The following is a 23,105-nucleotide window of genomic DNA, read 5'->3' on the forward strand; positions in this document are numbered from 1 at the left end:
CTTTTTATCTCGATATTTGCGAGCAAATAATCAGTGGGATGACCCCACTGATTAAGGTTTCAAATTATTTTACGTTGATTGGTAGTGGTGCATTAGGTGCTACTAGTTTTTGTTCGCGCATTTCTTCCCAGAATGCTGCTGGAATTACTGTATTTAAGGCGTTTTGGTCTTCTACAATTCGTTCCGGTTTACTTGCCCCAGGAACAACGGCAGCAACTGCTGGATTTGCTAGTGAAAATTGTAATGCAGCAGCTTTGATGCTGATTTCGTGACGATCTGCAAGAGCTTTGATTTTCTCAACTTTTGCAATAATTTCTGGCGATGCTTTTTGATATTCGAAGTGAGCGCCGCCAGCAAGAATACCTGAGCTATATGGGCCACCAACAACAATATCCATATTATGCTTTACAGATGCAGGCATTACTCGTTGCAATGCACGTTCGTGGTCTAATAATGAATAGCGACCAGCTAATAAGGATATATTTGGTTTCGCTTCTTCTAAATCAAGCATAAGTTCAATTGATTCTACTTTGTTTACTCCAAGCCCCCAGCCTTTAATGACTCCTTCTTCACGTAAACGTGTTAGCGCACGGAATGCTCCTGTTCGAGCAATTTCAAATTGTGAAATCCACGCATCACCATAAAAGTCTTGTGCTAAATCATGAATGAAAACAAAGTCTAGACGATCTGTTTTTAAACGTTTCAAACTTTGCTCGATAGAACGAAGTGTTGCATCTGCGCTATAGTCATTGATCATTTTATTTTTGCGACCAAATTCGAAAAGCCCGCCTTTTTCACCTAAATCACGTGCAGATGGATCTTCTAATTCATCCGAAATAGTTCGACCTACTTTCGTACTTAAAAAGTAATCATCACGATTTCTTTTTGATAGTGCTTCACCAAGACGAATCTCCGCTAAGCCAGATCCATAAAGTGGAGCTGTATCAAAGTAACGAACGCCATTCTCCCAAGCAGCATCCACTGTAGCGATTGCTTCTTCCTCTGGGATATTACGGTACATATTTCCTAGTGGTGCTGTACCAAACCCGATTTTTTCTTTTAGTAATTTACTCATTATAGATATCCTCCTAAAATGTATTTGAAAAATATTTATTCACTGTGAATGGATGTGAAAATGAAAACATGTCATTTTATCGTCTGACAAAATGTATGAGAAAAATACTCACTTTAAAGTAAAGGTACTAACAGGTAATTTCTAACACTGCATGACTCACTCAACCCTTACAAATGCTATTATGAAATGTATTTTACATAATGAAAAGTACGTACTTTAAAGTGATATAGATACTAAAAAGTAATACAGGTACTTTTTGGTGCCGTACTACTCATCTGCTGTTTACGTATGCTATTATGAAACATGTTTAACAGGGTAAAAGTACGTACTTTAAGGTGCTATAGATACTTAAAAGTAATATTTAAATATTTTAGCTTATTTGTCTTATAAAATTATTAAAGGAGATTTTTATATGAAAACATACAATATTCCTGTAGAGGCAACTTTAGAGGTTATCGGTGGAAAGTGGAAAGTAGTTATCCTTTGTCATTTAAAGAAAGACAAAAAGAGAACGTGCGAATTAAAACAATTAATGTCTGGTATTACACAAAAGATGTTAACGCAACAATTACGTGAATTAGAAGAAGATGGTGTAATCGAGAGAAAAGTGTATAACCAAGTGCCACCAAAAGTAGAATACTCTTTAACTGATTACGGTCATTCTTTAGATTCTATACTCGATACTCTTTGTAACTGGGGAGAAAATCATCTTGAAAAGAATGGTAACACGTCTATGCTTATAACCGCAGTTGAATAAAGAAAGAAAAAACGAACGAGAATACGTTCGTTTTTTCTTTTTGTATAGAGGGAGATTTTTAAGCAGCATAATTACTTTTTTGTAATATAGGTACTTTTTTGTGCTGTAGGAACTAAAATGTGCCGTATAGAAAATTATTTGTTTTTACGTAACAATAGAGAAGAAATTTAGAAAAAAGGAGGGAGATCGTGTGAAACAATACAATATACCGATAGAAGCAACTTTAGAAATTATCGGGGGAAAGTGGAAAGTCGTCATTTTATGTCACTTAACGAAAGGAACAAAGCGAACGAGCGAGTTGCAGCGTCTAATTCCTGAAATTTCTGTTAGAATGTTGACGCAACAATTACGTGAGCTAGAAGATGATGGTGTGATTACACGTGAAATCTATAAAGAAATTCCACCCCGAGTAGAATACTCCTTAACTGATTATGGGTGGTCTTTGCAAAATGTATTAAATCAATTGACCGTATGGGGAGAACGATGCATAGATAGAAAAAACACAGAAGTTAAGTGAAATCTCTATATGTAATATTGAAAACACCACCTAATGACGAGGTGGTGTTTTTCGTTTTAAAACTTTAGAAAGTTGTTATGATGAAAAGTAAAATTTTTGAGGACCTGTTTCAGTCATGGGTACTTAAAAGTGCCTACATCACTTTAAAGTACGTACTATGCTTCATAATATAACCGTTTTATAATGACACTCGTAGCAAGAAGTCAGTACAATAACGATTTTAAGCTATGTTCAAAAAGACTTATTAACTAGTATAGTTTTTTGTTCAATTTTTTAGTAGGAGATGTTTTTATGGTTGAAGAACTTTTTTATAAAAAAATACTCAAAAATCTGTTTTCAGATCCAGTTCAAATTACACTTTGGAATGGAGAAACAATCCAATATGGCGAAGGGGAACCTCAATTTCACATAACATTCCATAAGCCACTTTCAAAAAAAGAAATCGCTAAGGATCCTTCTATTGCATTCGGTGAAGCATATATGAATGGGGATCTTGAAATAGAGGGTAACCTTGAAAAAGCAATTCAATCTATTTATAAAAGGCAGGATAGCTTTTTAGGTGATAGTAAGTTGCAATATTTCAAAAGTAAATGGAATTTCTCAAAACAAAAAAATAAAGATGATATTGCTCATCATTATGATATTGGGAACGATTTCTATAAATTATGGCTTGATGAAACAATGACATATTCTTGTGCATATTTCCAAAATGAGCAAGATTCTTTAACGACAGCGCAGCATAATAAAGTGAATCATATTTTGAAAAAGTTGAACCTTCAAAAAGGTGATACGCTATTAGACATCGGTTGTGGGTGGGGTGAACTCATTACAGCTGCCGCTAAACAGTACGGTGTGAAAGCGATGGGAGTAACGTTAAGTGAGGAACAATATGCTAAGACTTCTGAGCGAATTAAACAAGAGGGACTTACGGATTTAGTTGAAGTATCTTTACTTGATTACCGCGATATTAAGAATCATAAATTTGATAAAATTGTTAGTGTAGGTATGATCGAACATGTAGGAAAAGACAACATTACGCAATACTTTGAAACAGTTAACAAACTATTAAATGATGGCGGGATTTCTCTGCTGCATTGCATTACTTCTCCGGCTAATGGTGGTGCTACGAATGGTTGGATTGAAAAATATATATTCCCTGGTGGGTATGTTCCTGCTGTGAACGAATTAATCACGAACATGACAAACGAACAATTTTTTATTGTGGATGTAGAAAGCTTACGTAGACATTACGGAAAAACATTACAACATTGGGCTCGAAATTTTGAAAACGTACTAGAGGAAGTTCGTAAAACGAAAGATGAGCGATTTATCCGCATGTGGCATTTATATTTAAATGCATGTGCAGCTTCGTTCTTTACAGGTAATATTGATTTACATCAATTTGTATTTACAAAAGGGATTAATGATACAATTCCGATGACACGTTCGTATATGTATGAATAAGAGCATGTAACCAAGTAGCTCTCAAGTCATTGAGTATAAATAAAATGATGATAGGATATAAGTCTATAACGTAAAGTCGAGATGGGAATCAGAAAATGATTTCTATCTCGACTTTTTAGTATATAATTTTAAAATTAAAACTATATACTTTTAAAGAAAAAATATATAATAAATGTAGAAACGAAAATTTATGAGCAAGGAAGTTGAAGAACATGACATTAACAATGGGCTTTATTGGATTTGGAAAATCAGCTAACCGTTATCACCTACCTTATCTAAAGACACGTAATAATATAAAAGTAAAAACGATTTTTGTACGTCAAATAAATGAAGAATTAGCGGCTCCATATGAGGAAAGAGGTGTTTACTTCACTACTGATTTGGACGAATTGTTGAATGACAAAGAAATTCAAGTCGTGACGATCTGTACGCCAGCACATACGCATTATGAATTAGCAAAAAAAGCTATACTAGCCGGAAAATCAGTTATCGTTGAAAAACCATTTTGCGATACAGTAGAACATGCGAAAGAATTATTAGCTTTAGGACGAGAGAAAGGTGTAGTCGTTATGCCTTATCAAAACCGTCGTTTTGATGGTGATTTTTTAGCTGTAAAGCAAGTAGTTGAACAAGGATTCCTTGGTGATATTATTGAGATTGAATCACATATTGATTATTTCCGTCCTGGTTCAATCACTCATGAAGCTCCAAAAGAAGAAGGTTCATTTTACAGTTTAGGTATTCATACGATGGACCGCATGATTTCACTATTCGGCCGTCCAAATACAGTGACATACGATATTCGTAATAATGAAGTGGAAGGTGCGGTTGATAACTATTTCGATGTTGGTCTACATTATGGAAATCAGTTGAAGATTAAGCTGAAAACGAACCATATCGTAGCAAAAGATTATCCACGCTTTATCGTTCATGGAACAAATGGCTCTTTTATTAAATACGGTGAAGATCAGCAGGAAAATGATTTGAAAGCGGGTATTATGCCTGAGAGTGCAGGATTTGGTGAAGATTCGCCGATGTATTATGGAATTGCTAAGTATCGTAATGCAAATGGTGACTGGATTGAAAAACAAATTAAAACGCCGCTTGGTGATTACGGTCGTTTCTATGATGCAGCGTATGACACAATTGTAAATGGTGCACCAAAACTTGTGAAAGATGAAGAAGCAGTAACGAATATTGAAATCTTGGAAAACGGATTTGCTGCCCCATCACCTTCAGTTTACAAACTTGAGGCTTTACATTTGAATGAATAGAAGAGAGTTTGCAGTATAAAGGAGGTATGGAAATGGCAAGCGGATCAACACAAGTAAAATACCTCGGCATTTATCAAAAGATTAAACAGCAAATTTTAGACGGTGAATATAAAATCAACGAAAAAATTCCGAGTAGCTCCGTCCTTGCTGAAGGATTCGATGTTTCAGCACTTACGATTAAAAAAGCGCTGGATCTATTAGTAAGAGAGGGCTACATTATCCGTCGGCGCGGAAGTGGAACAGTGGTACAAGATTGGCATCAGCAGGAAAAGGCACGAATGATTCAAACTTTAACAGGTACGAAAGCTGTTTACGGTAGTGAGGTAGAAAGTAAAATTATCGAGTTTGCGATTGTAGGTGCTGATGAAGTAGTTGCTGAGAAATTGGGAGTTTCAATTGGTGATTTCGTCTATAAAATCATTCGCCTCCGCATCATTCACAGCATTCCGACGATTATGGAGCATACATGGATGCCAATTTCGGTTATCCCAGGTGTTGAAGCTTCTGTTTTAGAGGAGTCGATATACTCACATATTCAAAATAAACTTGGTCTTGAAGTAGGGACATCTGTTGTCAGGGTTAAAGGGATTCGCCCAGATGATAGGGAAAAGCAGTTTATGAACTTAACAAATCAGGATTTCCTAATGCGAGTTGAGCAAGTAGCTTACTTAACGGATGGACGAACTTTTGAATATTCTTATGCAGATCATCTACCGGAAACCTTTGAGTTTGAAACAGTCATTACGGCAAAAAAATTATAAAGAGACATAAAATAGGTTGAGGCAAGCATTGTCTCAACCTATTTTATGTCTTCTACAGTTATGATTCATCTGCTGTAATCAGCATGGATGTGTTCCCGGTTTTTTCAAGATGAACTTCTCCCCAGGAACAGAGGGAATCGAGTATAGCTCCTAAAGACGAACCGTAATCCGTTAAAGAATACTCTACTTTTGGTGGTACTTGGTCATATACTTTCCTTTGGATTACACCATCTTCTTCTAGTTCCCGTAATTGTTGCGTTAACATTTTTTGCGTAATACCAGGCATTAAACGTTTTAATTCACTCGTTCTTTTTGTTCCTTTTTTTAAATGACAAAGGATAACAACTTTCCACTTTCCGCCAATAACTTCTAAAGTCGCTTCTACAGGAATATTGTATGTCTTCATAAAAAAACTCCTTTGATGAATTTAGATTACAGTTGTGAGCCTACATCCGTTGCAATACTAAAATTATTTCTTTTTAGTACCTATAACACTTTAAAGTGCGTACTATTTATTGTGCTAAATATCGGTCATAATAACCGATGTAAGAGAGAAATAAGCAGAACGGCACTTAAAAATGCATATGTTACTTTTTAGTACCTATAACACTTTAAAGTACGTACTTTTTATTAGGATGAATATAATCCATAATAGCACTTGTAAGCAAGAAATGCGTGAAATGTGCTTTGAAGGAGCCATCATGCTATGGGGAATTTTACATGAGAATAATTTGTTGTGTTATTAAAATTAATCCAAGACTTAACAGTTGATTAATTGAACTGTAAAGTTTAAAATTACAGTAAGATTTTTAAAAGTGAGTTGTTAACGTCTGTAAAATGTAGCATGAATAATAGAGATAAATGAAACATTGCTGAATAATTAACATTATGTGAATTTGATTCTAAACTGTAATTTTTTTTAATACATTTCAATAAGCGATATTTAAAATGTACGTTTAATAACATTAAAGGAGTGAGTTAAATATGGTAATTCTATATACAACAGCAAGCTGTGCTTCATGCCGAAAAGCCAAAGCATGGCTTGAAGAGCATCAAATTGATTATATTGAAAAAAACATCGTATCAAATTCTATGACAGTTGATGAGCTTAAATCGATTCTTCGTTTAACTGAAGAGGGGGCTACTGAAATTATTTCAACTAGATCCAAAACTTTTCAGGACTTAAATATAAATATTGATGAGCTCTCGCTAAATGAATTTTATACATTAATAATTGAGCATCCACTAATGTTGCGTCGCCCGATTATGCTGGACGAAAAAAGATTGCAAATTGGTTTTAACGAAGAAGAAATTCGCAAATTTTTACCACGTAGTGTCCGAACATTTTTAAACATTGAACTGCAAAAGTTGGCTAATTAATAAGTAATAGTATGAAAGAGAAATTTTTTGAAAGGAGGAAACTGAAGGTGATAGAAGTATGCGTTACAGTTAATTATAAAGATAGAAACTATCAAACAAATGTCATTGTGAACAAAGATACGATTTGGACAAAAATTGAACAGTTGGCAGAAGAACAAGTGAAGAAACAGTGGGGTTTTTAAACTTAATTATTTAAAAAATGAAGTTATATGCTAGAGATTATAACTAAATTCAAAATTTTCAGGTATTAAATATAAATAAGAAATTTTCTTGAAAGGAGGAAGCAGAAGATGATTGAAGTATGTGTTACAGTTAATTATAATAATAGAAATTATCAAACAAATGTTATTGTGAGTAAAGATACGATTTGGACAAAAATTGAACAGTTGGCAGAAGAACAAGTGAAGAAACAGTGGAGTGTTTAATTTTCTTTTTAACTTAAAAAGCTAAATGAAGTTATCAGATATAGGTGGGACGGGATAGAATATAAGGGAATTAATTTTTTATGGCAAGAAGCATCCACATGTTTTAACGTTCTAACCAATCTGTAATATTTATGGCTACAGTATGTTAATATATGAGAAACAATATTTTTAATCGTAGGAGGAAAATCATGAACAGCGACTTTACCTTGGCCATACACAGTTTAACTTATTTAGCTTTACAGCCAGACCGGATGTCAACAAGTAATGCTATTTCAGAAAGTGCAGGTGTTCATCCAGTACGCATTCGCAAAGTACTAAGTTTGTTAAAAAAACATAAGTTTATACAATCGAAAGAGGGGACTGGTGGCGGTTTTATTTTCGCTCGCGATTTAGATGAAATTAATCTTTGGCATATTTATCAGATAACCTCTGAAGGTGCTTTGCAGCCGAAGTGTCCAGAATCAAACAATCAGTGTGTTGTAGGTTCGAATATGCGAAAAGTTCTTTTCGCTATTTTCTTAGGTGCTGAAGAGCATCTAGGTGAATACTTAAAGAATTATACAATGAAAGAAGTTGTTGACCTTATCAATCAAGAGCGTTAAGCGGCTTAATTATTATATAGCCGTGAGTTCTTAACACTTAAATGTAATGAAAAATATTACAGTATAATTTGTTTTTATATCTTTTTTATCGTCACAAAAAATATTTATAGGAAGGTGAAACGGTATGATGTCAAATAATAATCATGTTTTAAAAGTAGGAGATTGGGTTCGTGGAATATCAAATGAAGGTGAATTAATAGTTGGTTATATTGTATCACTTGATGATGTAGAGGATATAGTTACAGTTAGTATTGTGAAACGTGACGGCCAGTACACAATAAACGAAGCGATTTTACTCTTTAGTAAACACGTTAACAAACTCCCTGAATCAAAGGTAATAAATAAGGAACAAATCCTTTATCTTATAGATCTTGCATTATTAACAGGGGATGAAGAATGGTTTATCGAGCTTTCTTCAAAATTAAACTCGATAAAAGAGCTAGTTAATGAGGGATTTTAAAATTTAAACTTTTGAGGGTGCACACAATCCGCCTTATGGGACACAATTACTTTTCGCATAAAAGGAAATGATGTAAAAACGATTCATTACAAACATAGAGATATCCCTGAAGAAGAGCCGAACAAACTACAATTAAGATGATATTGAAGTGATTTGTTTGTGTATTCCTGATAACGATAATTATGTAAATGAGCTGTCCATATGGGGCAGCTTTTTTGTTTTTTGCTCATTGTAGCTTTTTAAATTGTATATGAATTCAATATTAATAATATATATCCTAAAATTTGGTTTTTGTATTTTGGGATTTTTTCTTTTACCTACATTAATTATTTATTAGAATATCTTTTATGTTTAAAATAAAATTTTTGATAAAAGGGGATATAAGTATTTTTATAATAAGTCACCTAGAAAAACAATGTATTATTGTATTTTTTACTAACTAATTCAGCTTTAAGCGATAAAAACAATGGCTACATGCTAACTGTAAAATATTATCCATATAAAATTATTCCTCTTTAATATTTCTGAAAATATAAAAATATTAATTTTATAAATATACACGTTATAATGAGGGCGTCGAGAGAAATTTTATTATCTCTGGAGAAAATATAAAAAATGCGATTATTAGTAAGAAAGGTGTGTGATTAGAGGCGAAATGTATGTAATGTGCTTCAGTGGCTTGTGTGAGCAATATCATCAGTGCTACCGAAGTTATGAAAGTAATGTATAGAATTGAGAAAGAAATGCCTCGCAAATGAAGAGAGGCCGGTTTAGCTAAAATTACTGTTAAAAGTAAAAAAGAGAAACCATTAAAGTAATACACTGTTATTAGAAATGTTGCAACGTATTTATGAAATCTATTCTATATTGTTCTCTTAAGGGTTCTTTATATAAAGAGCGGATATTACGAGTAAACTTTTTTGTGAACGCTAACAATTATATTAGGACGCTAATTAGCGAATGTTTCAATTTGGATTCATTATGATGAAGGACATACAATGTGGGGCAACTTGTAAGGAATTCATTTTCCGAAAAGGGAATATTTGTTAGGTGCAAAGAGAGATGCAGGAATAGATACAAGGGGGAGTTATTATATGAACGGGAATACTGCAAAGAAAATAGAAGTTCAAGCTGAAAATACCGCACTAAAAAATGAGCAATATGCAGATCCGAAAAAGTGGCATAAGCAGGATACTACATGGGCACTCAGTCTATTTGGAACTGCAATTGGAGCAGGGGTGCTCTTTTTACCGATTAATGCAGGTTCAGGTGGTTTATTATCTTTACTACTAATTACATTGCTTGCATATCCAGTTATGTACTACTCACATAGGGCACTTGCTAAAATGATATACGCTTCTAATTCTGCTGATGAGGGGATCACAGGTACAATTAGAGAGTATTTCGGAAATAAAGCGAGTATCATTTTTAACATCGTATATTTCGGTTCAATTTATACAATCGTACTAATGTATTCGGTTGCGCTTACAAACACTGCAAGTAGTTTTATTGTGCATCAATTGCACATGCCAGAACCTCCAAGAGCTATTTTATCACTTGTATTAGTTCTTGGTCTTATCGCTATACTGAATTTTGGTCAAGATATTACTGTAAAGGTAATGAGTATGTTAGTGTATCCTTTCATAGTTTCTCTACTGTTTATCGCAATATCTTTAATTCCACAGTGGAATACGTCAATGCTTAGTTTTTCAGCTGTTTCAACTGCTTCAACAGGAACAGGCTATTTTGGGACGATATTGATGATTCTACCAATCATCGTATTCTCATTTAATCATTCACCTATGATTTCATCATTTGTTGTGAAACAGAGAGCTACGTATGGAATCGAAGCCACTGATGCTAAATGTGCGCAAATACAAAAGGTTTGTTATATCATGACATTCGCTGTTGTTATGTTCTTCGTTTGGAGTAGCGCATTGAGCTTGACTCCAGATGATATAAAAATGGCAAAAGAACAAAACTTATCAATTCTTTCATATCTTGCTAATGAGCTTAATTCGCCTGTAATCACTATTGCAGCTCCAATTATTGCTTTTGTGGCTATTACAAAGTCTTTCCTTGGCCATTATATAGGAGCATTTGAAGTAATGCGTGACATGATTATTAAGTTTGGTAAATCACGTGGAAAAGATATTGAAGAAAAAACAATTAAGACAATAATTCTTACTTTTGTTGTATTATCATGCTGGTTTGTTGCTTATACAAATCCAAGTATTCTTGGACTTATTGATTCTCTAAGCGGTCCTTTAGTTGCTGCTATCTTATGTCTATTACCGATGTATGCGATTCAAAAAGTGCCAGTACTAGCTAAATACAAAGGGAAAATGAGCAACGTATTTGTTATTATTGTAGGTGTACTTACTGTCTTAGCAAGTATTAAGTCATTATTCTAATTCACTACTGTTGGTTTTAGTGTCAAAGTAGTGGAATATGAAATATCTATTTTTGGACAAACTTCTCAAGTTGGAGAGTTTGTCCTTTTTATTCAATCTATTAACAAACAGCCACCTTTCAGATAAGGTGGCTGTTTCGGTATTAATTTATTATTCACGTCTAAATGGCCCTTTTGGAGCAATTAGCTCTAAATTAGTACCATCTGGATCACGGAAGTAGGCAACTCTTGTACCAAATCCAGATTTCAAGCCGTTTTCTTGAAAGATAATTGGTTCTCCATATGGGTGCTATCTTATGCACATCAGGCTAACAAAATGGATTGCCTCTGAAACAAAAAAATGATTTTTATTACTATAAAAAACGTAAAGTATCTGTTTTAGAAAAAAATTAATTTTTATAAATTGATGGAGATATAACTCAATTCTTTTATATATTTAGTTAAATATGATTGTCAGAATGAACTTAAAGTAATTATGATTTCTAGAAATGCGAACTGATGTTTTGAATTGGTTTAAAGTTGCTAGAACAAAATAAAACCAATTGAGCAAAAAACTTGCAAAAATAAAAGAGATGTATATTAATTGATATATCAATAATTGATATATCAATTAATATTTTGACAAGAAAGAAAAGGAACATTTTATGAAGGAAATGTTCGTAAATATCAGTGGAGAAGAACGCAAAATACTTATTCATGTTCTATTACAGATGCAAAAAAATGTAGAGAATATTAAAGAATAGAGAGTGTAGGGGGCAGAATAGTGTGGAAATAATCGCAGCTATTTTAGTCGGGATCGTAGCATTAGAACATTTGTTTATCATGATCCTTGAAATGTTTTTTATTAATTCAAAAGTAGCGAAACGTGCTTTCAAATTACCGAAGCATTTAGAAGGAGATCGAAACGTAGCCATTATGTTTGCAAACCAAGGTTTATATAATGGATTTTTAGCGGCTGGTCTCATTTGGGGACTTGTACTTGGACTCAATCCAATTGGTTATATGGTCCAATTATTTTTCGTAATTTGTGTGGTGGTAGCAGCTATTTTCGGAGGTTTCACATCTAATAAATCAATTATTGTGAAACAAGGACTTCCAGCTGTTTTAGCACTGGTTGCCCTTTTATGTATGATATAGAATCAAAGTTTCTCAATAAAAGAACTCATTTTTGAAAAGAATACGCTATTCTTTCTTTAAAATTATAGGAAAGGATGGCGTTTTTGTATGTCTATTTCTGTATCTGATGAATTACAACCATTGAGCAAAAAAGTTAGTGATTAAAAATATTATTCTTTAGTACATACATTTTTAAGATGTTAAATATATTTCATAATAGTCTCTGTAAGATAGGGATAAGTAGAATAGTACTTTAAAGTACCTATAGCACTTTAAAGTGCGTACTTTTTATAACTTTGAATATCATTCATAATAGCACCAGTAAGAAGAAAACAAGCTTTACGGTACTACTAGTTACCAACGATGTTACAGTAGTTTATTTGGAATCAGATTGATTGAAGGGTTGTACTATATGGCCTAATAATTTCGAAAAAATGTCGGTGTGGCATAAAACAATTATGGAGGTTAAAAATATGAGCACTTCAAATTTGAATGAAATAAGTAAACAAATTTTAAAAGAGGAGGAAACGCTTCAATTTTCCTCTTTTACAAATGAAGATGCCTTGCAACTAGGTTTATTTATCGTTGAAACAGCAAAGCGAGAGGGGAAATTGATTGCTGTTGATATAACGAAAAATGGTGTGCAATTATTTCATTTCAAGATGACAGGGACAAATGCGGAAAATACGAAATGGATTGAGCGTAAAAAACGAGTCGTTTCCCTGCATGATCGTAGCTCGTATTATATGCAGATACAAAGTGAAATAACTGGAATTTCATATAATGAAAAATATCTTTTAGATACTTCGGAATATGCTGCGTTTGGTGGATGCTTTCCTATCAGGATAAAAAACGTAGGGGTTATTGGAATGATAACAGTTTCAGGATTACCACCAGAAGAAGATCACGAATTGGTAGTAAGAGCAGTTAAAAATCATTTGAACCAATAGTTGTAACTAGTCAATAGATAATTAAATTTAGGGGGCAATACTATGCCATTAATCGAGCTAAATACTTGGCCAACCATGTCAACAGAAGAAAAGAAGGAATTTATTTATAGTGTAACGGAACTTACAATAAAACTATTAAAAATTGTCCCTGACAAAATTCAAGTGTTGATAACGGAACTTGAGAAAGAAAACTGGGGGAAAGCTGGGGCTGTAGCATGTGATGCTACCTTTGCTGTGAAAAGTAGGGTGTCCGATTGGGAGACAAAAGAGTCTTACGATACACTAGGTCGTAACGTTAATGGAATGGCTATTATTAAGGTTGATATATGGAATACATTTGATCAAGAGACAAAGGATAAGTGGGTAAACGAACTTACACAAGTAACATCTAAATATACTCATGCACCTTTGGATAAAGTGCTAATTCTTATTCGTGAAATGATTCCAGGGAACTGGGGACAAAGTGGTGTAACAGGAGCTAATGCAGATTTCCTTTCCAAAAGTCGTACATTTTAATCATTAAATAAAAAAGGCAAAAATGAACACATTTCTGTTCGTTTTTGCCTTTTTATTATTTGTCTGTGGTAATGAACATGATCCTTTATATGTTTAAGGAATATTCTCTAAAGTTGCTTCTACGGGAAAGTGTATTTCTTCATTTGAAAGTCTTTTTCATGGAATGTAGATTTCAATTTTTGAGCAAAATAAGCTAGGTTATATAAATGTTACTTTTTAGTACCTATAGTACTTTAAAGTACGTACTTTTTATTAGGGTGATTATCATTCATAATAGCACATGTAAGAGAGAAACAAGCTTTACGGTACTGGTAACTAACTATGTTACTTTTTAGTACCTACAGCACTTTAAAGTACGTACTATTCATTGTATTGAATATATTTCATAATAGTACATGTAAGAGAGAGACAAGCTTTACGGTACTAAAAAGTACCTATAGTACTTTAAAGTGCGTTCTTTAAAAAAAGAATGAAACCATTCATAATAGCGTTTGTAGAGATTAAATATGTTTTTTAGAAGATAAAAGGGCCTTTTTATCGCACTATTATGATAGGAATTATAAGGAAGAGGGGGAACTCAATTGAATTCATATACAGCATCGTCTTCAGAAGTTCAGACGAATCGAAGAAGTATATTTGCGTTGTTAGCGTTAGCAATTAGTGCGTTCGGGATTGGGACAACTGAATTTGTTAGTGTCGGTTTATTACCATCTATTTCGGAAGATTTACATGTGTCGGTTACAACGGCTGGTTTAACAGTTTCTTTATATGCGTTAGGCGTAGCGTTTGGGGCTCCAGTATTAACGTCATTAACAGCTAATATGTCACGAAAAACGTTATTAATGTGGATTATGATTATTTTCATTATTGGTAACGGAATCGCAGCGGTAGCAACAAGCTTCACTGTATTACTTATTGCGCGAATTATTTCTGCACTTTCGCATGGTGTGTTTATGTCAATTGGTTCAACAATTGCTGCGGCACTTGTCCCAGAAAATAAACGGGCTAGCGCGATTGCGATTATGTTTACTGGTGTAACAGTTGCAACTATTACAGGTGCACCAATTGGAACATTTATTGGTCAACAATTTGGCTGGAGAACATCATTTTTAGCAATTGTAGTAATTGGAATTATCGCCTTAATTGCAAATAGTATTCTCATTCCATCTAATATGAAAAAAGGTGCGTCTGTATCATTCCGCGATCAATTTAAACTGATTACGAACGGAAGACTGTTACTAGTTTTCATTATTACTGCATTAGGATATGGGGGAACATTCGTAACTTTTACGTATTTATCTCCGTTATTACAAGAGGTAACAGGATTTAAAGCAAATACGGTTACTATCATTTTATTAGTGTATGGAATCGCCATTGCGATAGGGAATGTGATTGGCGGAAAATTATCGAATCATAATCCAATTCGAGCGCTATTCTACATGTTCTTTATTCAAGCGATTATACTATTTGTTTTAACATTTACGGCACCATTTAAGGTAGCTGGGTTAATCACAATTATTTTAATGGGGCTATTCGCATTTATGAATGTTCCAGGGTTACAAGTATATGTCGTAATGTTAGCTGAACGATTTGTACCGAGTGCTGTCGATGTTGCATCGGCAATTAATATTGCGGCGTTTAATGCTGGGATTGCTCTTGGTGCTTATTTAGGCGGTATTGTAACGAACTCGTTAGGGTTAATTCATACAGCTTGGGTAGGCGGCATTATGGTAGTAGGTGCTGTTATTTTAACAGCATGGAGCATGACATTAGAAAAAAGAGATCAAGTAAAATAAAAGGAGAGAAAATAAAATGAAAAACTTACAAAGTAAAACAGTATTAAGTAATGGTGTGGAAATGCCTTGGTTTGGTTTAGGTGTATTTAAAGTAGAAGAAGGACCAGAACTTGTAGAAGCGATTAAATCAGCAATTAAAGCAGGATACCGCAGCATTGATACAGCTGCAATTTACGGAAATGAAGCAGCTGTAGGTGAGGGGATTCGTGCCGGTATTGAAACAACTGGTATTTCAAGAGAAGAATTATTTATTACTTCAAAAGTATGGAACGCAGATCAAGGATATGAAGAAACGATTGCTGCATACGAAGAGAGCTTAAAAAAATTAAAGCTAGATTATTTAGATTTATATCTTGTTCACTGGCCTGTAGAAGGGAAATATAAAGATACATGGAGAGCGTTAGAAACACTTTATAAAGAAAAGCGTGTACGTGCAATTGGCGTAAGTAATTTCCAAATTCACCATCTGCAAGATGTAATAAAAGATGCAGAAATTAAGCCGATGATCAACCAAGTAGAATACCATCCTCGTTTAACACAAAAAGAATTACAAGCTTTCTGTAAAGAACAAGGTATTCAAATGGAAGCATGGTCACCACTTATGCAAGGTCAATTATTAGATAACGAAACATTACAAAAGATTGCTGAGAAACACGGTAAAACAACAGCTCAAGTTATTTTACGTTGGGATCTTCAAAATGGAGTAATCACAATTCCGAAATCAACGAAAGAACACCGTATTATTGCAAACGCTGATGTATTTAACTTTGAATTAACGAAAGAAGATATGGAAAAAATCGATGCGTTAAATCAAAATCATCGCGTTGGTCCAGATCCTGATAACTTTGATTTCTAATAGAAATGAGTAAAAAGAGTGCAAAAATGAACTGCACCCCAATTGTTAGACACAGTCTAACAATTGGAGGTGCAGTTTTTCTATGGCTAAATTTACAGCTGATGAAAAAGTACAAATCGTTCTACGTTATTTGAATGGAAATGAAAGTTATCGAGAAATGGGTAAATCGATTGGTATAAGTGACACAATTATTTTGAATTGGGTAAACCAATATAAACAGAATGGTATGGAAGCTTTTCTAAAACGATGTACAAATTACACACAACAATTTAAACTAGACGTACTAAACTTTATGATTGAAAACGGTATGTCCTTATTTGAGACGGCAGCTATCTTTAACATTCCTGCCCTTCAACGATTTCTGTTTGGAAAAACAGCTCGAAACACAAGGAATTGATGCCCTTCAATCTAAGAAAAAGGGGCGTCCATCCATGAAAAAAGATTCAAATAAACAAGTAAAACAAGCTTTAGCTGAAGGGTCAGTCGAAGCACTTGAAGCACGTATTCAACAGCTTGAAATGGAAAATGAGTACTTAAAAAAGTTGAATGCCTTAGTTCAAAACAAGGAAAAATCACGAAACAAGACAAGGCACAAGTAGTCTATGAATTAAGGCATAAATATTCAGTGAAGGCACTCGTGGAGCTAGCTGGTATTCCACGGAGTACGTATTATGATTTAGTAAAGAAAATGAATCGTCCGGATCAAGATGCCGATTTGAAAGCTGAAATTAAAGCAATTTATGAGGAAAATGAAGGTCGTTATGGCTACCGTCGCATTCGTGATGAGTTAACGAATCGTGATCAGAAAGTGAATCACAAGAAGGTTCAGCGCATTATGAAAGAGCTTGGATTAAAGTGTGTTGTGCGTATGAGGAAATATAAATCCTATAAAGGGAAAGTCGGTAAAATTGCACCTAATATTTTAGAGCGTAATTTTTATACAGATGCCCCGAATCAAAAATGGGTAACGGACATCACAGAGTTTAAATTGTTTGGAGAAACTGTATGTATCACCTGTATTAGACTTGTATAATGGTGAAATTATTACCTATACAATTGGTTCTAGACCGACGTATTCACTTGTTTCAGAGATGTTAGAAAGCATTAGAACGCTTACCTGAAAATCACCAGCTACTAATGCATTCGGATCAAGGATGGCATTATCAAATGAGACAGTACGTCCGGACACTTGAATCAAGAGCTATCGTCCAGAGTATGTCTCGAAAAGGCAACTGTTACGACAACGCAGTAATAGAAAATTTCTTTGGGATTATGAAGTCAGAGTTCCTATACATAAAAGAATTTGAAAATGTAGAGCACTTTAAAATAGAATTAAAAAAATATATAGATTATTATAATACGAAACGGATTAAGGCAAAATTAAAAATGAGCCCGGTACAATACCGGACTCACTTTTATCAAGCTGCCTAATGAAATAACCGTGTCTAACTTTTAGGGGTCACTTCAAAATTGCACTCTTTTTTTATTTTCTATTCAATAAAATGTTTCTGTTTATATTATGACTTTTAAATTACTTTAGGCGAGCTAAAGAACTGATTAACAGTATTAAAGTTTGACATAAAATAATGCATTCTATATTATATATGCTATAGCATATAAATTGCGATTTATTTGAAGGTGGCATATGGACTTATATGAGTTAACAGGACATCTTGTTCATCATACGGATGTGAAGTTAACAAATTATATAATGTAAGTTTTTAATCACATATTGCTTATAAAATTTATCCTTTATATGCTGTAGCATATAAGTGTTATCTCATAACTTGTAACGGTAAAAATTTAAATAATACAGTAGATATATTATGAAACGAGGAGATTTTAGTTATGGAAAAATTCATATTAGCGTTTGATAGAGAACTTGTAATCGCAGAAAAAAAAGACTCAACATGGAGCGTCCAATCGCAGTTTGTAGGTGCGAATCCAGTTGCTTTAGCTTTAGATCCATACGAGCAAGAAAGAATGTATTGTGGTACTTTTGATAGGGGATTATGGAGAAGTAAAGATGGAGGAAGTTCATGGGAAGCGATTGGTACGTTGCCTTCATTTGGTGAAGTGTTCCCAGCTAATGCTATTCATATGAGAGCTATTACAGCAGTTTCTGTATCTCCAGCGAAGGGGGATGACGGTAACGGGATTGTATATGTAGGAACTGAACCGAGCGCAATGTTCGTATCCAAAAATGGAGGAGACAGTTTTGAGCTGCTAACTGATTATCGACAAATGCCATCATATTCATCATGGTTCTTTCCTCAAAGAACATATACACACCATGTAAAACATATTGAAATTGATGCTAATAATCCAGAAACTATTTATACGACTATTGAGGTTGGGGGATTAATTAAAAGTGTAGATGGAGGTAAGACATGGACTGAGGAAAAAGAGGGGAACTATCCTCAAGATATTCACATTCTTACATCACATCGCAATGCCCCAAATCGTTTATACGGGGTGTTAGGTGATTCATTCTTGAAAGAACCAGGTCAAGAGTATGCGGAGAGTAATGATGGAGGTAAGACTTGGAACTATATGTGTAGTGGGCTAAAACATCATTACGCATATCAAATGGCAGTTAACCCAAATGATCCAGAAAATATTATTATCGCGACATCTTCAAATCCACACGTAGCGCATGATTACAATAATGGGAATTGTGAATCATATATTTATAAGAAAGAAAAAGATCAGCCTTGGGCGGAAATGAATGCAGGTTTACCAACTCCTAAAGGGACAATCATACCAGTATTAAAGGCAACAAGTGATGGAACGTTTTATCTGTTTAGCAATAAAGGAGTGTATCAGTCAGTAGACGGTGGTTCAAATTGGACATCATTAGAGATTCCTTGGGAGAATAGATTTATGGAACAACATCCATATGAGATGTTAATTATTAAATAAGTGACAGGTATAGTTTTTACTACTATTCATTGGTAATGTTTAGTTGAATGTAAATTAAAAATGTAAAAAGCCAGGTAATGTGTTATTCATGCTACCTGGCTTTTTTGACCAGCAATTTAAGGTTATTTTCATATTTGTGTAAATATGAAACAAGCAGGATACATGAATAGAGAATGGGTAAAATAATACCGAATGATCACTAGATTGTATCAATGATGCTATAAGTGTTTTTTTAGGGAAACTGAAGCAAGAAGCAGTGGTTTAGATTCAGAATGACTAGCAATTGGTGTTATGGTGTTCAATGGTTCAAAAATGAACTCATTTCAACTCATATTATCTTCGCAATGTATCATTTTGAAGAATATTAAAACTTAGGAGGAAATGAATTATGACAAAAGATTTCTATACTGCACTGAAAGAAAGACGTACTTATTATGGAATTAACAAAGAGGTACAAGTATCGGATGAAAAAATTAAAGAAATTGTGGAGTTTGCTGTGAAATATACTCCATCAGCTTTCAATTCTCAAACTGCGCGATTAGTTGTATTATTTGGTGAAGCTCATGATAAATTATGGGATATTACAACTGAAACATTAAGAAAAGTAGTTGGAGATGGAGATTTCTCAGGAACGCAACAAAAAATGGATTCTTTTAAAGCTGGTTATGGAACAGTACTATTCTTTGAAGATGAGGCTATCGTTAAATCGCTTCAAGAAAAATTTGCTGCATATGCTGAAAACTTCCCAATTTGGTCACACCAAGCATCAGGTATGCACCAATTAGTCGTGTGGACAGGTTTAGAAGCAGAGGGATTAGGGGCATCTTTACAACATTATAATCCATTAATTGATGATGAGGTAAAACAAGAATGGAATGTTCCTGCTAATTGGAAACTAATTGCACAAATGCCATTTGGTAATCCAACAGCTGCACCAGGTGAAAAAGAATTCCAACCACTTGAAGAGCGTGTGAAATTTCATAAGTAATATTCAAATGCAATAAAATGGAAATTTAATTAGTGGTGGTCTTACTGTCCGCAAATAGCGGGATAAGCTAACTGTATTGCGAAAATAAAACTGTTTAGTTACAAAAATTCTATTTATTATTTCTGTTAATTGAGTATGTATTAATAAAAGTTGTTAAAATCACTATTTTAATCTTTAAAGGAACAAGGTGATCGGTTTGATCATCTTGTTTCATTTATTAAATTTTATTTTATTCATTAAAAAACGCTAGCTTTTCATAAATGCTTGAAAAACTAGCGTTTTAATAATAGGTATCTGTAATTTGATTACTTAAAACTATATACGAAAAAGCTTTTATGTTATTCCTCAAGTTCTATCCATTCCTGTGACCATTCTTCTATTCCGCGAATAATAGCTTCTAAAGCAAATCCTTTTTGAGTTAAAGAATATTCTATACGAACTGGTGTCTCAGGAAAGACTTTACGTTCGACAATTCCTTCTAGTTCTAATTCTTTCAATCTTTCTGAAAGTAATCTTCCGCTAACAGGAAGAGAAGATTCAAGCGTACAAAAGCGCTGAGATCCAGAAAAAAGTTGGTAAATAATTAGTGCTGTCCATCGTTGGCTAAAAAATTTCATTCCTTTTTCAAAGCGAGGGCATAATGTAGAATCATTCATTTTCCTTCACCTCCTAAAACAAATTATATAACATCTTACTATTAGTAACAAATGTTTTTATAATTAATTACTTGACGTAAATTAATTACGAATGTATACTTACTTACATAAAGTAACTAAGTTGTTTTATGTAACTAAAACTCTTTTCTTTAAATGGCCAAAGTTGTAATGATACATATTGCATATAAGCTGAGAGAAAAAGAATAGCATCTGTAAAAACACTTACGTTGTGTAAGTTAAACAATAAAAATATAACAATGGAAGAGAATTTTTAGAGATTCTCAATACTAGGAGGTACCTAATGGTTACAACAGATACAATTCATATGTTAGAAGATAAAATTCAATTTATACATCAAGATGGAAAGGATATTTATTTAGTAGGACCTATCAAATTGCCAATTAATTTATATGGGGAGACTAAAATTTTCCAATGGTATTCTTGGTTACAATGTAGTGAGGTTACAAATAGTGTAGAAGGAATTATCAAAAAACTCTCATCTATTAATTTAGCTGATATGCAGCAATCTAGTGTGCTTGTATATGGTGATTTTGAGAATTCTGAAGATGCCCTAATTCGTATGCATAGTATTTGTCACACCGGTGATATCTTTGGTAGTAAACGTTGTGACTGTGGATTCCAATTAAAGCAGTCTTTACAAATGATTACAGAACATGGTTCAGGTGCTTTATTTTACTTAGCGAATCATGAAGGAAGAGGAATTGGTTTGTTTAGTAAAGCAATGACGTACCTCTTGCAAGAAAATGGGTTAGATACAGTAGAGGCTAATCTGAACCTAGGCTTTGAAGATGATGTTCGAAACTATGATGATACAATTGAAGTATTAAAAGCGCTACGCTCAAAACCTGTAAAACTTATTACAAATAATCCAAAAAAATTAGAAGCGTTACAAAAAGCTGGATTAAATGTTACGAGTCGTGAACCGTTATGGGGTGATATCTCAGAGTTTAATGAGAAATATTTGCAAACGAAGATTCAGCGTTCTGGACATTTTGAAGGGGGACACTTACATGCTTGAGCATGAATTGTATATGAAGCTAGCACTAGAAAATGCCAAGGCTATGAAGGGACAAACGACTCCAAATCCATTGGTTGGATCTGTAATTGTAAATGATAATCGAATTGTAGGGGTCGGAGCACATATGAAGGCCGGAGAACCACATGCCGAAATACATGCGATACGTATGGCTGGAGAACAGGTACGTGGTGCTACAATCTATGTAACTCTTGAACCTTGTTCTCATCATGGTAGAACAGGGCCTTGTGCTGAAGCAATTGTACAAGCAGGAATTAAGAAGGTAGTAGTTGCTACACTTGATCCAAACCCGCTTGTTTCTGGACGTGGAATTAAAATTCTACAAGATGCAGGTATTGAAGTACTTGTAGGAGTGTGTGAAGAAGAATCTAAAAAAATGAATGAAGTCTTTAATAAATATATTTTGACAAAGCGTCCATTTGTAACGATTAAATCAGGAGTTACATTAGACGGTAAAATCGCTACGTCTTCATCGGATAGTAAGTGGATTACATCTACAGAAGCAAGACAAGAAGTACACCAAATACGAAACGAAAATGCGGCTATTTTAGTAGGAGCGAATACTGTTCAAAAGGATAATCCATCATTGACAACGCGTATTCCAAATGGACGAAATCCAATTCGAATAATATTGGACTCGACATTACGCATACCGATGGAAGCTAATGTTGTTACAGATGGAGAAGCTCCTACCTGGATATTTACAACAAGTAATCATGCAGCGAAAAAAAAGATAGCATTAGAAAATGCAGGAGTTAAAGTATTTGTTACTAGCAGAGAAAAGCATATAAACTTACATGAAATGCTTGATGTTTTAGGGCAAAAAGGAGTTTCCTCCCTGCTTATTGAAGGTGGTGGAGAGGTAAATGCTTCGTTTATTGAAAATAAATTGATGGATAAACTTATATTATATGTCGCACCAAAAATTATTGGGGGCAGATTGGCGCCTAGCTTTGTAGAGGGGACTGGTATTACTAAAATGCAAGATGCAATTGAATTTAAGGATGTATCATTTACCCAGGTTGGAAAAGATTATAGATTTATTGGCTATCCAGAATATCGGAAAATATAAGGAGAATAAAAGCTACTTATATGTTCCGATAAATGGATTGCAGAAAGG

The 23,105-nt window shown here is 33.9% G+C and carries 22 protein-coding genes and 4 pseudogenes; 22 read left to right on the forward strand and 4 right to left on the reverse strand.

Annotation, left to right across the window (positions count from 1 at the left end; translation table 11 throughout):
* Positions 1–64: 64 nt before the first annotated feature.
* Positions 65–1,075, reverse strand: coding sequence for an aldo/keto reductase (locus IQ781_RS26305; protein ID WP_000040527.1), 1,011 nt, complete (start codon positions 1,073–1,075; stop codon positions 65–67).
* Positions 1,076–1,487: 412 nt separating this feature from the next.
* Between IQ781_RS26305 and IQ781_RS26310 the strand changes: the two genes are divergently transcribed.
* The 5 genes and pseudogenes from IQ781_RS26310 to IQ781_RS26330 all read left to right on the forward strand — a co-directional run bounded on the left by IQ781_RS26310 (position 1,488) and on the right by IQ781_RS26330 (position 5,858).
* Positions 1,488–1,832, forward strand: coding sequence for a winged helix-turn-helix transcriptional regulator (locus tag IQ781_RS26310; RefSeq protein WP_000860821.1), 345 nt, complete (start codon positions 1,488–1,490; stop codon positions 1,830–1,832).
* A gap of 190 nt (positions 1,833–2,022) precedes the next feature.
* Entirely contained in the window at positions 2,023–2,349 is a 327-nt protein-coding gene (locus IQ781_RS26315) for a winged helix-turn-helix transcriptional regulator (protein WP_000816335.1), read from the forward strand.
* A 291-nt stretch (positions 2,350–2,640) separates the two neighbouring features.
* Entirely contained in the window at positions 2,641–3,813 is a 1,173-nt protein-coding gene (locus IQ781_RS26320) for a cyclopropane-fatty-acyl-phospholipid synthase (RefSeq protein WP_063220855.1), read from the forward strand.
* Positions 3,814–4,025: 212 nt separating this feature from the next.
* Positions 4,026–5,087: an oxidoreductase gene (locus IQ781_RS26325; RefSeq protein ID WP_065212050.1), complete on the forward strand. Its 1,062-nt coding sequence runs from the start codon at positions 4,026–4,028 to the stop codon at positions 5,085–5,087.
* A 32-nt stretch (positions 5,088–5,119) separates the two neighbouring features.
* Positions 5,120–5,858, forward strand: a pseudogene (locus tag IQ781_RS26330) (GntR family transcriptional regulator).
* 48 nt (positions 5,859–5,906) lie between these two features.
* Here the strand turns inward: IQ781_RS26330 and IQ781_RS26335 are convergent.
* Positions 5,907–6,254 (reverse strand): winged helix-turn-helix transcriptional regulator, encoded by a 348-nt coding sequence (locus IQ781_RS26335; protein WP_000860832.1) that lies wholly within the window; start codon positions 6,252–6,254, stop codon positions 5,907–5,909.
* Between the two features lie 578 nt (positions 6,255–6,832).
* Here IQ781_RS26335 and spxA point away from each other — a divergent pair.
* The 7 genes and pseudogenes from spxA to IQ781_RS26370 all read left to right on the forward strand — a co-directional run bounded on the left by spxA (position 6,833) and on the right by IQ781_RS26370 (position 11,129).
* On the forward strand, positions 6,833–7,228 hold the full coding sequence (gene spxA / locus IQ781_RS26340) for a transcriptional regulator SpxA (RefSeq protein WP_000236189.1): 396 nt from the start codon (positions 6,833–6,835) through the stop codon (positions 7,226–7,228).
* 47 nt (positions 7,229–7,275) lie between these two features.
* The gene (locus IQ781_RS26345) at positions 7,276–7,410 is read left to right on the forward strand and encodes a BA3454 family stress response protein (protein ID WP_000573515.1); all 135 of its coding nucleotides are present in this window, start codon (positions 7,276–7,278) and stop codon (positions 7,408–7,410) included.
* A gap of 108 nt (positions 7,411–7,518) precedes the next feature.
* A complete protein-coding gene (locus tag IQ781_RS26350; RefSeq protein WP_000573538.1) occupies positions 7,519–7,653 on the forward strand; it encodes a BA3454 family stress response protein in 135 nt (44 codons plus the stop codon).
* A 188-nt stretch (positions 7,654–7,841) separates the two neighbouring features.
* A complete protein-coding gene (gene saiR / locus IQ781_RS26355; protein WP_001083465.1) occupies positions 7,842–8,255 on the forward strand; it encodes an Rrf2-family transcriptional regulator SaiR in 414 nt (137 codons plus the stop codon).
* A gap of 124 nt (positions 8,256–8,379) precedes the next feature.
* Positions 8,380–8,715 carry an IDEAL domain-containing protein gene (locus IQ781_RS26360; RefSeq protein WP_000987462.1) on the forward strand — a complete coding sequence of 112 codons (336 nt, stop codon included), beginning with the start codon at positions 8,380–8,382 and terminating at the stop codon, positions 8,713–8,715.
* Between the two features lie 7 nt (positions 8,716–8,722).
* Positions 8,723–8,856: pseudogene (locus IQ781_RS26365) on the forward strand (DUF3888 domain-containing protein); the annotation flags it as partial.
* A 953-nt stretch (positions 8,857–9,809) separates the two neighbouring features.
* A complete protein-coding gene (locus IQ781_RS26370) occupies positions 9,810–11,129 on the forward strand; it encodes an aromatic amino acid transport family protein (RefSeq protein ID WP_001014168.1) in 1,320 nt (439 codons plus the stop codon).
* Between the two features lie 150 nt (positions 11,130–11,279).
* Here IQ781_RS26370 and IQ781_RS26375 read toward each other — a convergent pair.
* Positions 11,280–11,414, reverse strand: a pseudogene (locus tag IQ781_RS26375) (VOC family protein); the annotation flags it as partial.
* Between the two features lie 479 nt (positions 11,415–11,893).
* Between IQ781_RS26375 and IQ781_RS26380 the strand changes: the two are divergent.
* From IQ781_RS26380 to IQ781_RS26415, 8 genes and pseudogenes are all read left to right on the forward strand, one after another.
* A complete protein-coding gene (locus IQ781_RS26380; protein WP_000402483.1) occupies positions 11,894–12,265 on the forward strand; it encodes a DUF1304 domain-containing protein in 372 nt (123 codons plus the stop codon).
* A gap of 413 nt (positions 12,266–12,678) precedes the next feature.
* On the forward strand, positions 12,679–13,194 hold the full coding sequence (locus IQ781_RS26385; protein ID WP_002195678.1) for a heme-degrading domain-containing protein: 516 nt from the start codon (positions 12,679–12,681) through the stop codon (positions 13,192–13,194).
* 42 nt (positions 13,195–13,236) lie between these two features.
* Positions 13,237–13,710 (forward strand): tautomerase family protein, encoded by a 474-nt coding sequence (locus tag IQ781_RS26390; protein ID WP_100650621.1) that lies wholly within the window; start codon positions 13,237–13,239, stop codon positions 13,708–13,710.
* Positions 13,711–14,291: 581 nt separating this feature from the next.
* Positions 14,292–15,506 carry an MFS transporter gene (locus IQ781_RS26395; RefSeq protein ID WP_001089891.1) on the forward strand — a complete coding sequence of 405 codons (1,215 nt, stop codon included), beginning with the start codon at positions 14,292–14,294 and terminating at the stop codon, positions 15,504–15,506.
* Between the two features lie 16 nt (positions 15,507–15,522).
* Complete coding sequence (locus IQ781_RS26400; RefSeq protein ID WP_144640255.1) at positions 15,523–16,362, forward strand: aldo/keto reductase; 840 nt, start codon at positions 15,523–15,525, stop codon at positions 16,360–16,362.
* 82 nt (positions 16,363–16,444) lie between these two features.
* A pseudogene (locus IQ781_RS26405) lies at positions 16,445–17,793 on the forward strand (IS3 family transposase).
* Positions 17,794–18,210: 417 nt separating this feature from the next.
* Positions 18,211–19,284: a WD40/YVTN/BNR-like repeat-containing protein gene (locus IQ781_RS26410; protein ID WP_063220397.1), complete on the forward strand. Its 1,074-nt coding sequence runs from the start codon at positions 18,211–18,213 to the stop codon at positions 19,282–19,284.
* Positions 19,285–19,672: 388 nt separating this feature from the next.
* Positions 19,673–20,272: a nitroreductase family protein gene (locus tag IQ781_RS26415; RefSeq protein WP_000158938.1), complete on the forward strand. Its 600-nt coding sequence runs from the start codon at positions 19,673–19,675 to the stop codon at positions 20,270–20,272.
* 338 nt (positions 20,273–20,610) lie between these two features.
* Here the strand turns inward: IQ781_RS26415 and IQ781_RS26420 are convergent, their stop codons facing one another.
* Positions 20,611–20,928: a winged helix-turn-helix transcriptional regulator gene (locus tag IQ781_RS26420; protein WP_001000104.1), complete on the reverse strand. Its 318-nt coding sequence runs from the start codon at positions 20,926–20,928 to the stop codon at positions 20,611–20,613.
* A gap of 301 nt (positions 20,929–21,229) precedes the next feature.
* On the opposite strand from IQ781_RS26420, the gene IQ781_RS26425 reads away from it, so the two are divergent.
* The gene (locus tag IQ781_RS26425) at positions 21,230–21,967 is read left to right on the forward strand and encodes a GTP cyclohydrolase II (protein ID WP_000258858.1); all 738 of its coding nucleotides are present in this window, start codon (positions 21,230–21,232) and stop codon (positions 21,965–21,967) included.
* Positions 21,960–23,057 (forward strand): bifunctional diaminohydroxyphosphoribosylaminopyrimidine deaminase/5-amino-6-(5-phosphoribosylamino)uracil reductase RibD, encoded by a 1,098-nt coding sequence (ribD, locus tag IQ781_RS26430; RefSeq protein WP_033695542.1) that lies wholly within the window; start codon positions 21,960–21,962, stop codon positions 23,055–23,057. The genes IQ781_RS26425 and ribD overlap by 8 nt, the downstream gene beginning before the upstream one ends.
* Positions 23,058–23,105 lie beyond the last annotated feature (48 nt).

The organism is Bacillus sp. N447-1 (assembly GCF_022701035.1).
Taxonomy (GTDB): domain Bacteria; phylum Bacillota; class Bacilli; order Bacillales; family Bacillaceae_G; genus Bacillus_A; species Bacillus_A cereus.

What these genes read in the sequence shown, in the direction of transcription:
- IQ781_RS26305 (WP_000040527.1), bottom strand. Translation starts at nt 1,075, where the DNA reads ATGAGTAAATTACTAAAAGAAAAAATCGGGTTTGGTACAGCACCACTA.
- IQ781_RS26310 (WP_000860821.1), top strand. Translation starts at nt 1,488, where the DNA reads ATGAAAACATACAATATTCCTGTAGAGGCAACTTTAGAGGTTATCGGT.
- IQ781_RS26320 (WP_063220855.1), top strand. Translation starts at nt 2,641, where the DNA reads ATGGTTGAAGAACTTTTTTATAAAAAAATACTCAAAAATCTGTTTTCA.
- IQ781_RS26325 (WP_065212050.1), top strand. Translation starts at nt 4,026, where the DNA reads ATGACATTAACAATGGGCTTTATTGGATTTGGAAAATCAGCTAACCGT.
- IQ781_RS26335 (WP_000860832.1), bottom strand. Translation starts at nt 6,254, where the DNA reads ATGAAGACATACAATATTCCTGTAGAAGCGACTTTAGAAGTTATTGGC.
- spxA (WP_000236189.1), top strand. Translation starts at nt 6,833, where the DNA reads ATGGTAATTCTATATACAACAGCAAGCTGTGCTTCATGCCGAAAAGCC.
- IQ781_RS26350 (WP_000573538.1), top strand. Translation starts at nt 7,519, where the DNA reads ATGATTGAAGTATGTGTTACAGTTAATTATAATAATAGAAATTATCAA.
- saiR (WP_001083465.1), top strand. Translation starts at nt 7,842, where the DNA reads ATGAACAGCGACTTTACCTTGGCCATACACAGTTTAACTTATTTAGCT.
- IQ781_RS26360 (WP_000987462.1), top strand. Translation starts at nt 8,380, where the DNA reads ATGATGTCAAATAATAATCATGTTTTAAAAGTAGGAGATTGGGTTCGT.
- IQ781_RS26370 (WP_001014168.1), top strand. Translation starts at nt 9,810, where the DNA reads ATGAACGGGAATACTGCAAAGAAAATAGAAGTTCAAGCTGAAAATACC.
- IQ781_RS26385 (WP_002195678.1), top strand. Translation starts at nt 12,679, where the DNA reads ATGTCGGTGTGGCATAAAACAATTATGGAGGTTAAAAATATGAGCACT.
- IQ781_RS26390 (WP_100650621.1), top strand. Translation starts at nt 13,237, where the DNA reads ATGCCATTAATCGAGCTAAATACTTGGCCAACCATGTCAACAGAAGAA.
- IQ781_RS26400 (WP_144640255.1), top strand. Translation starts at nt 15,523, where the DNA reads ATGAAAAACTTACAAAGTAAAACAGTATTAAGTAATGGTGTGGAAATG.
- IQ781_RS26410 (WP_063220397.1), top strand. Translation starts at nt 18,211, where the DNA reads ATGGAAAAATTCATATTAGCGTTTGATAGAGAACTTGTAATCGCAGAA.
- IQ781_RS26415 (WP_000158938.1), top strand. Translation starts at nt 19,673, where the DNA reads ATGACAAAAGATTTCTATACTGCACTGAAAGAAAGACGTACTTATTAT.
- IQ781_RS26420 (WP_001000104.1), bottom strand. Translation starts at nt 20,928, where the DNA reads ATGAATGATTCTACATTATGCCCTCGCTTTGAAAAAGGAATGAAATTT.
- IQ781_RS26425 (WP_000258858.1), top strand. Translation starts at nt 21,230, where the DNA reads ATGGTTACAACAGATACAATTCATATGTTAGAAGATAAAATTCAATTT.
- ribD (WP_033695542.1), top strand. Translation starts at nt 21,960, where the DNA reads ATGCTTGAGCATGAATTGTATATGAAGCTAGCACTAGAAAATGCCAAG.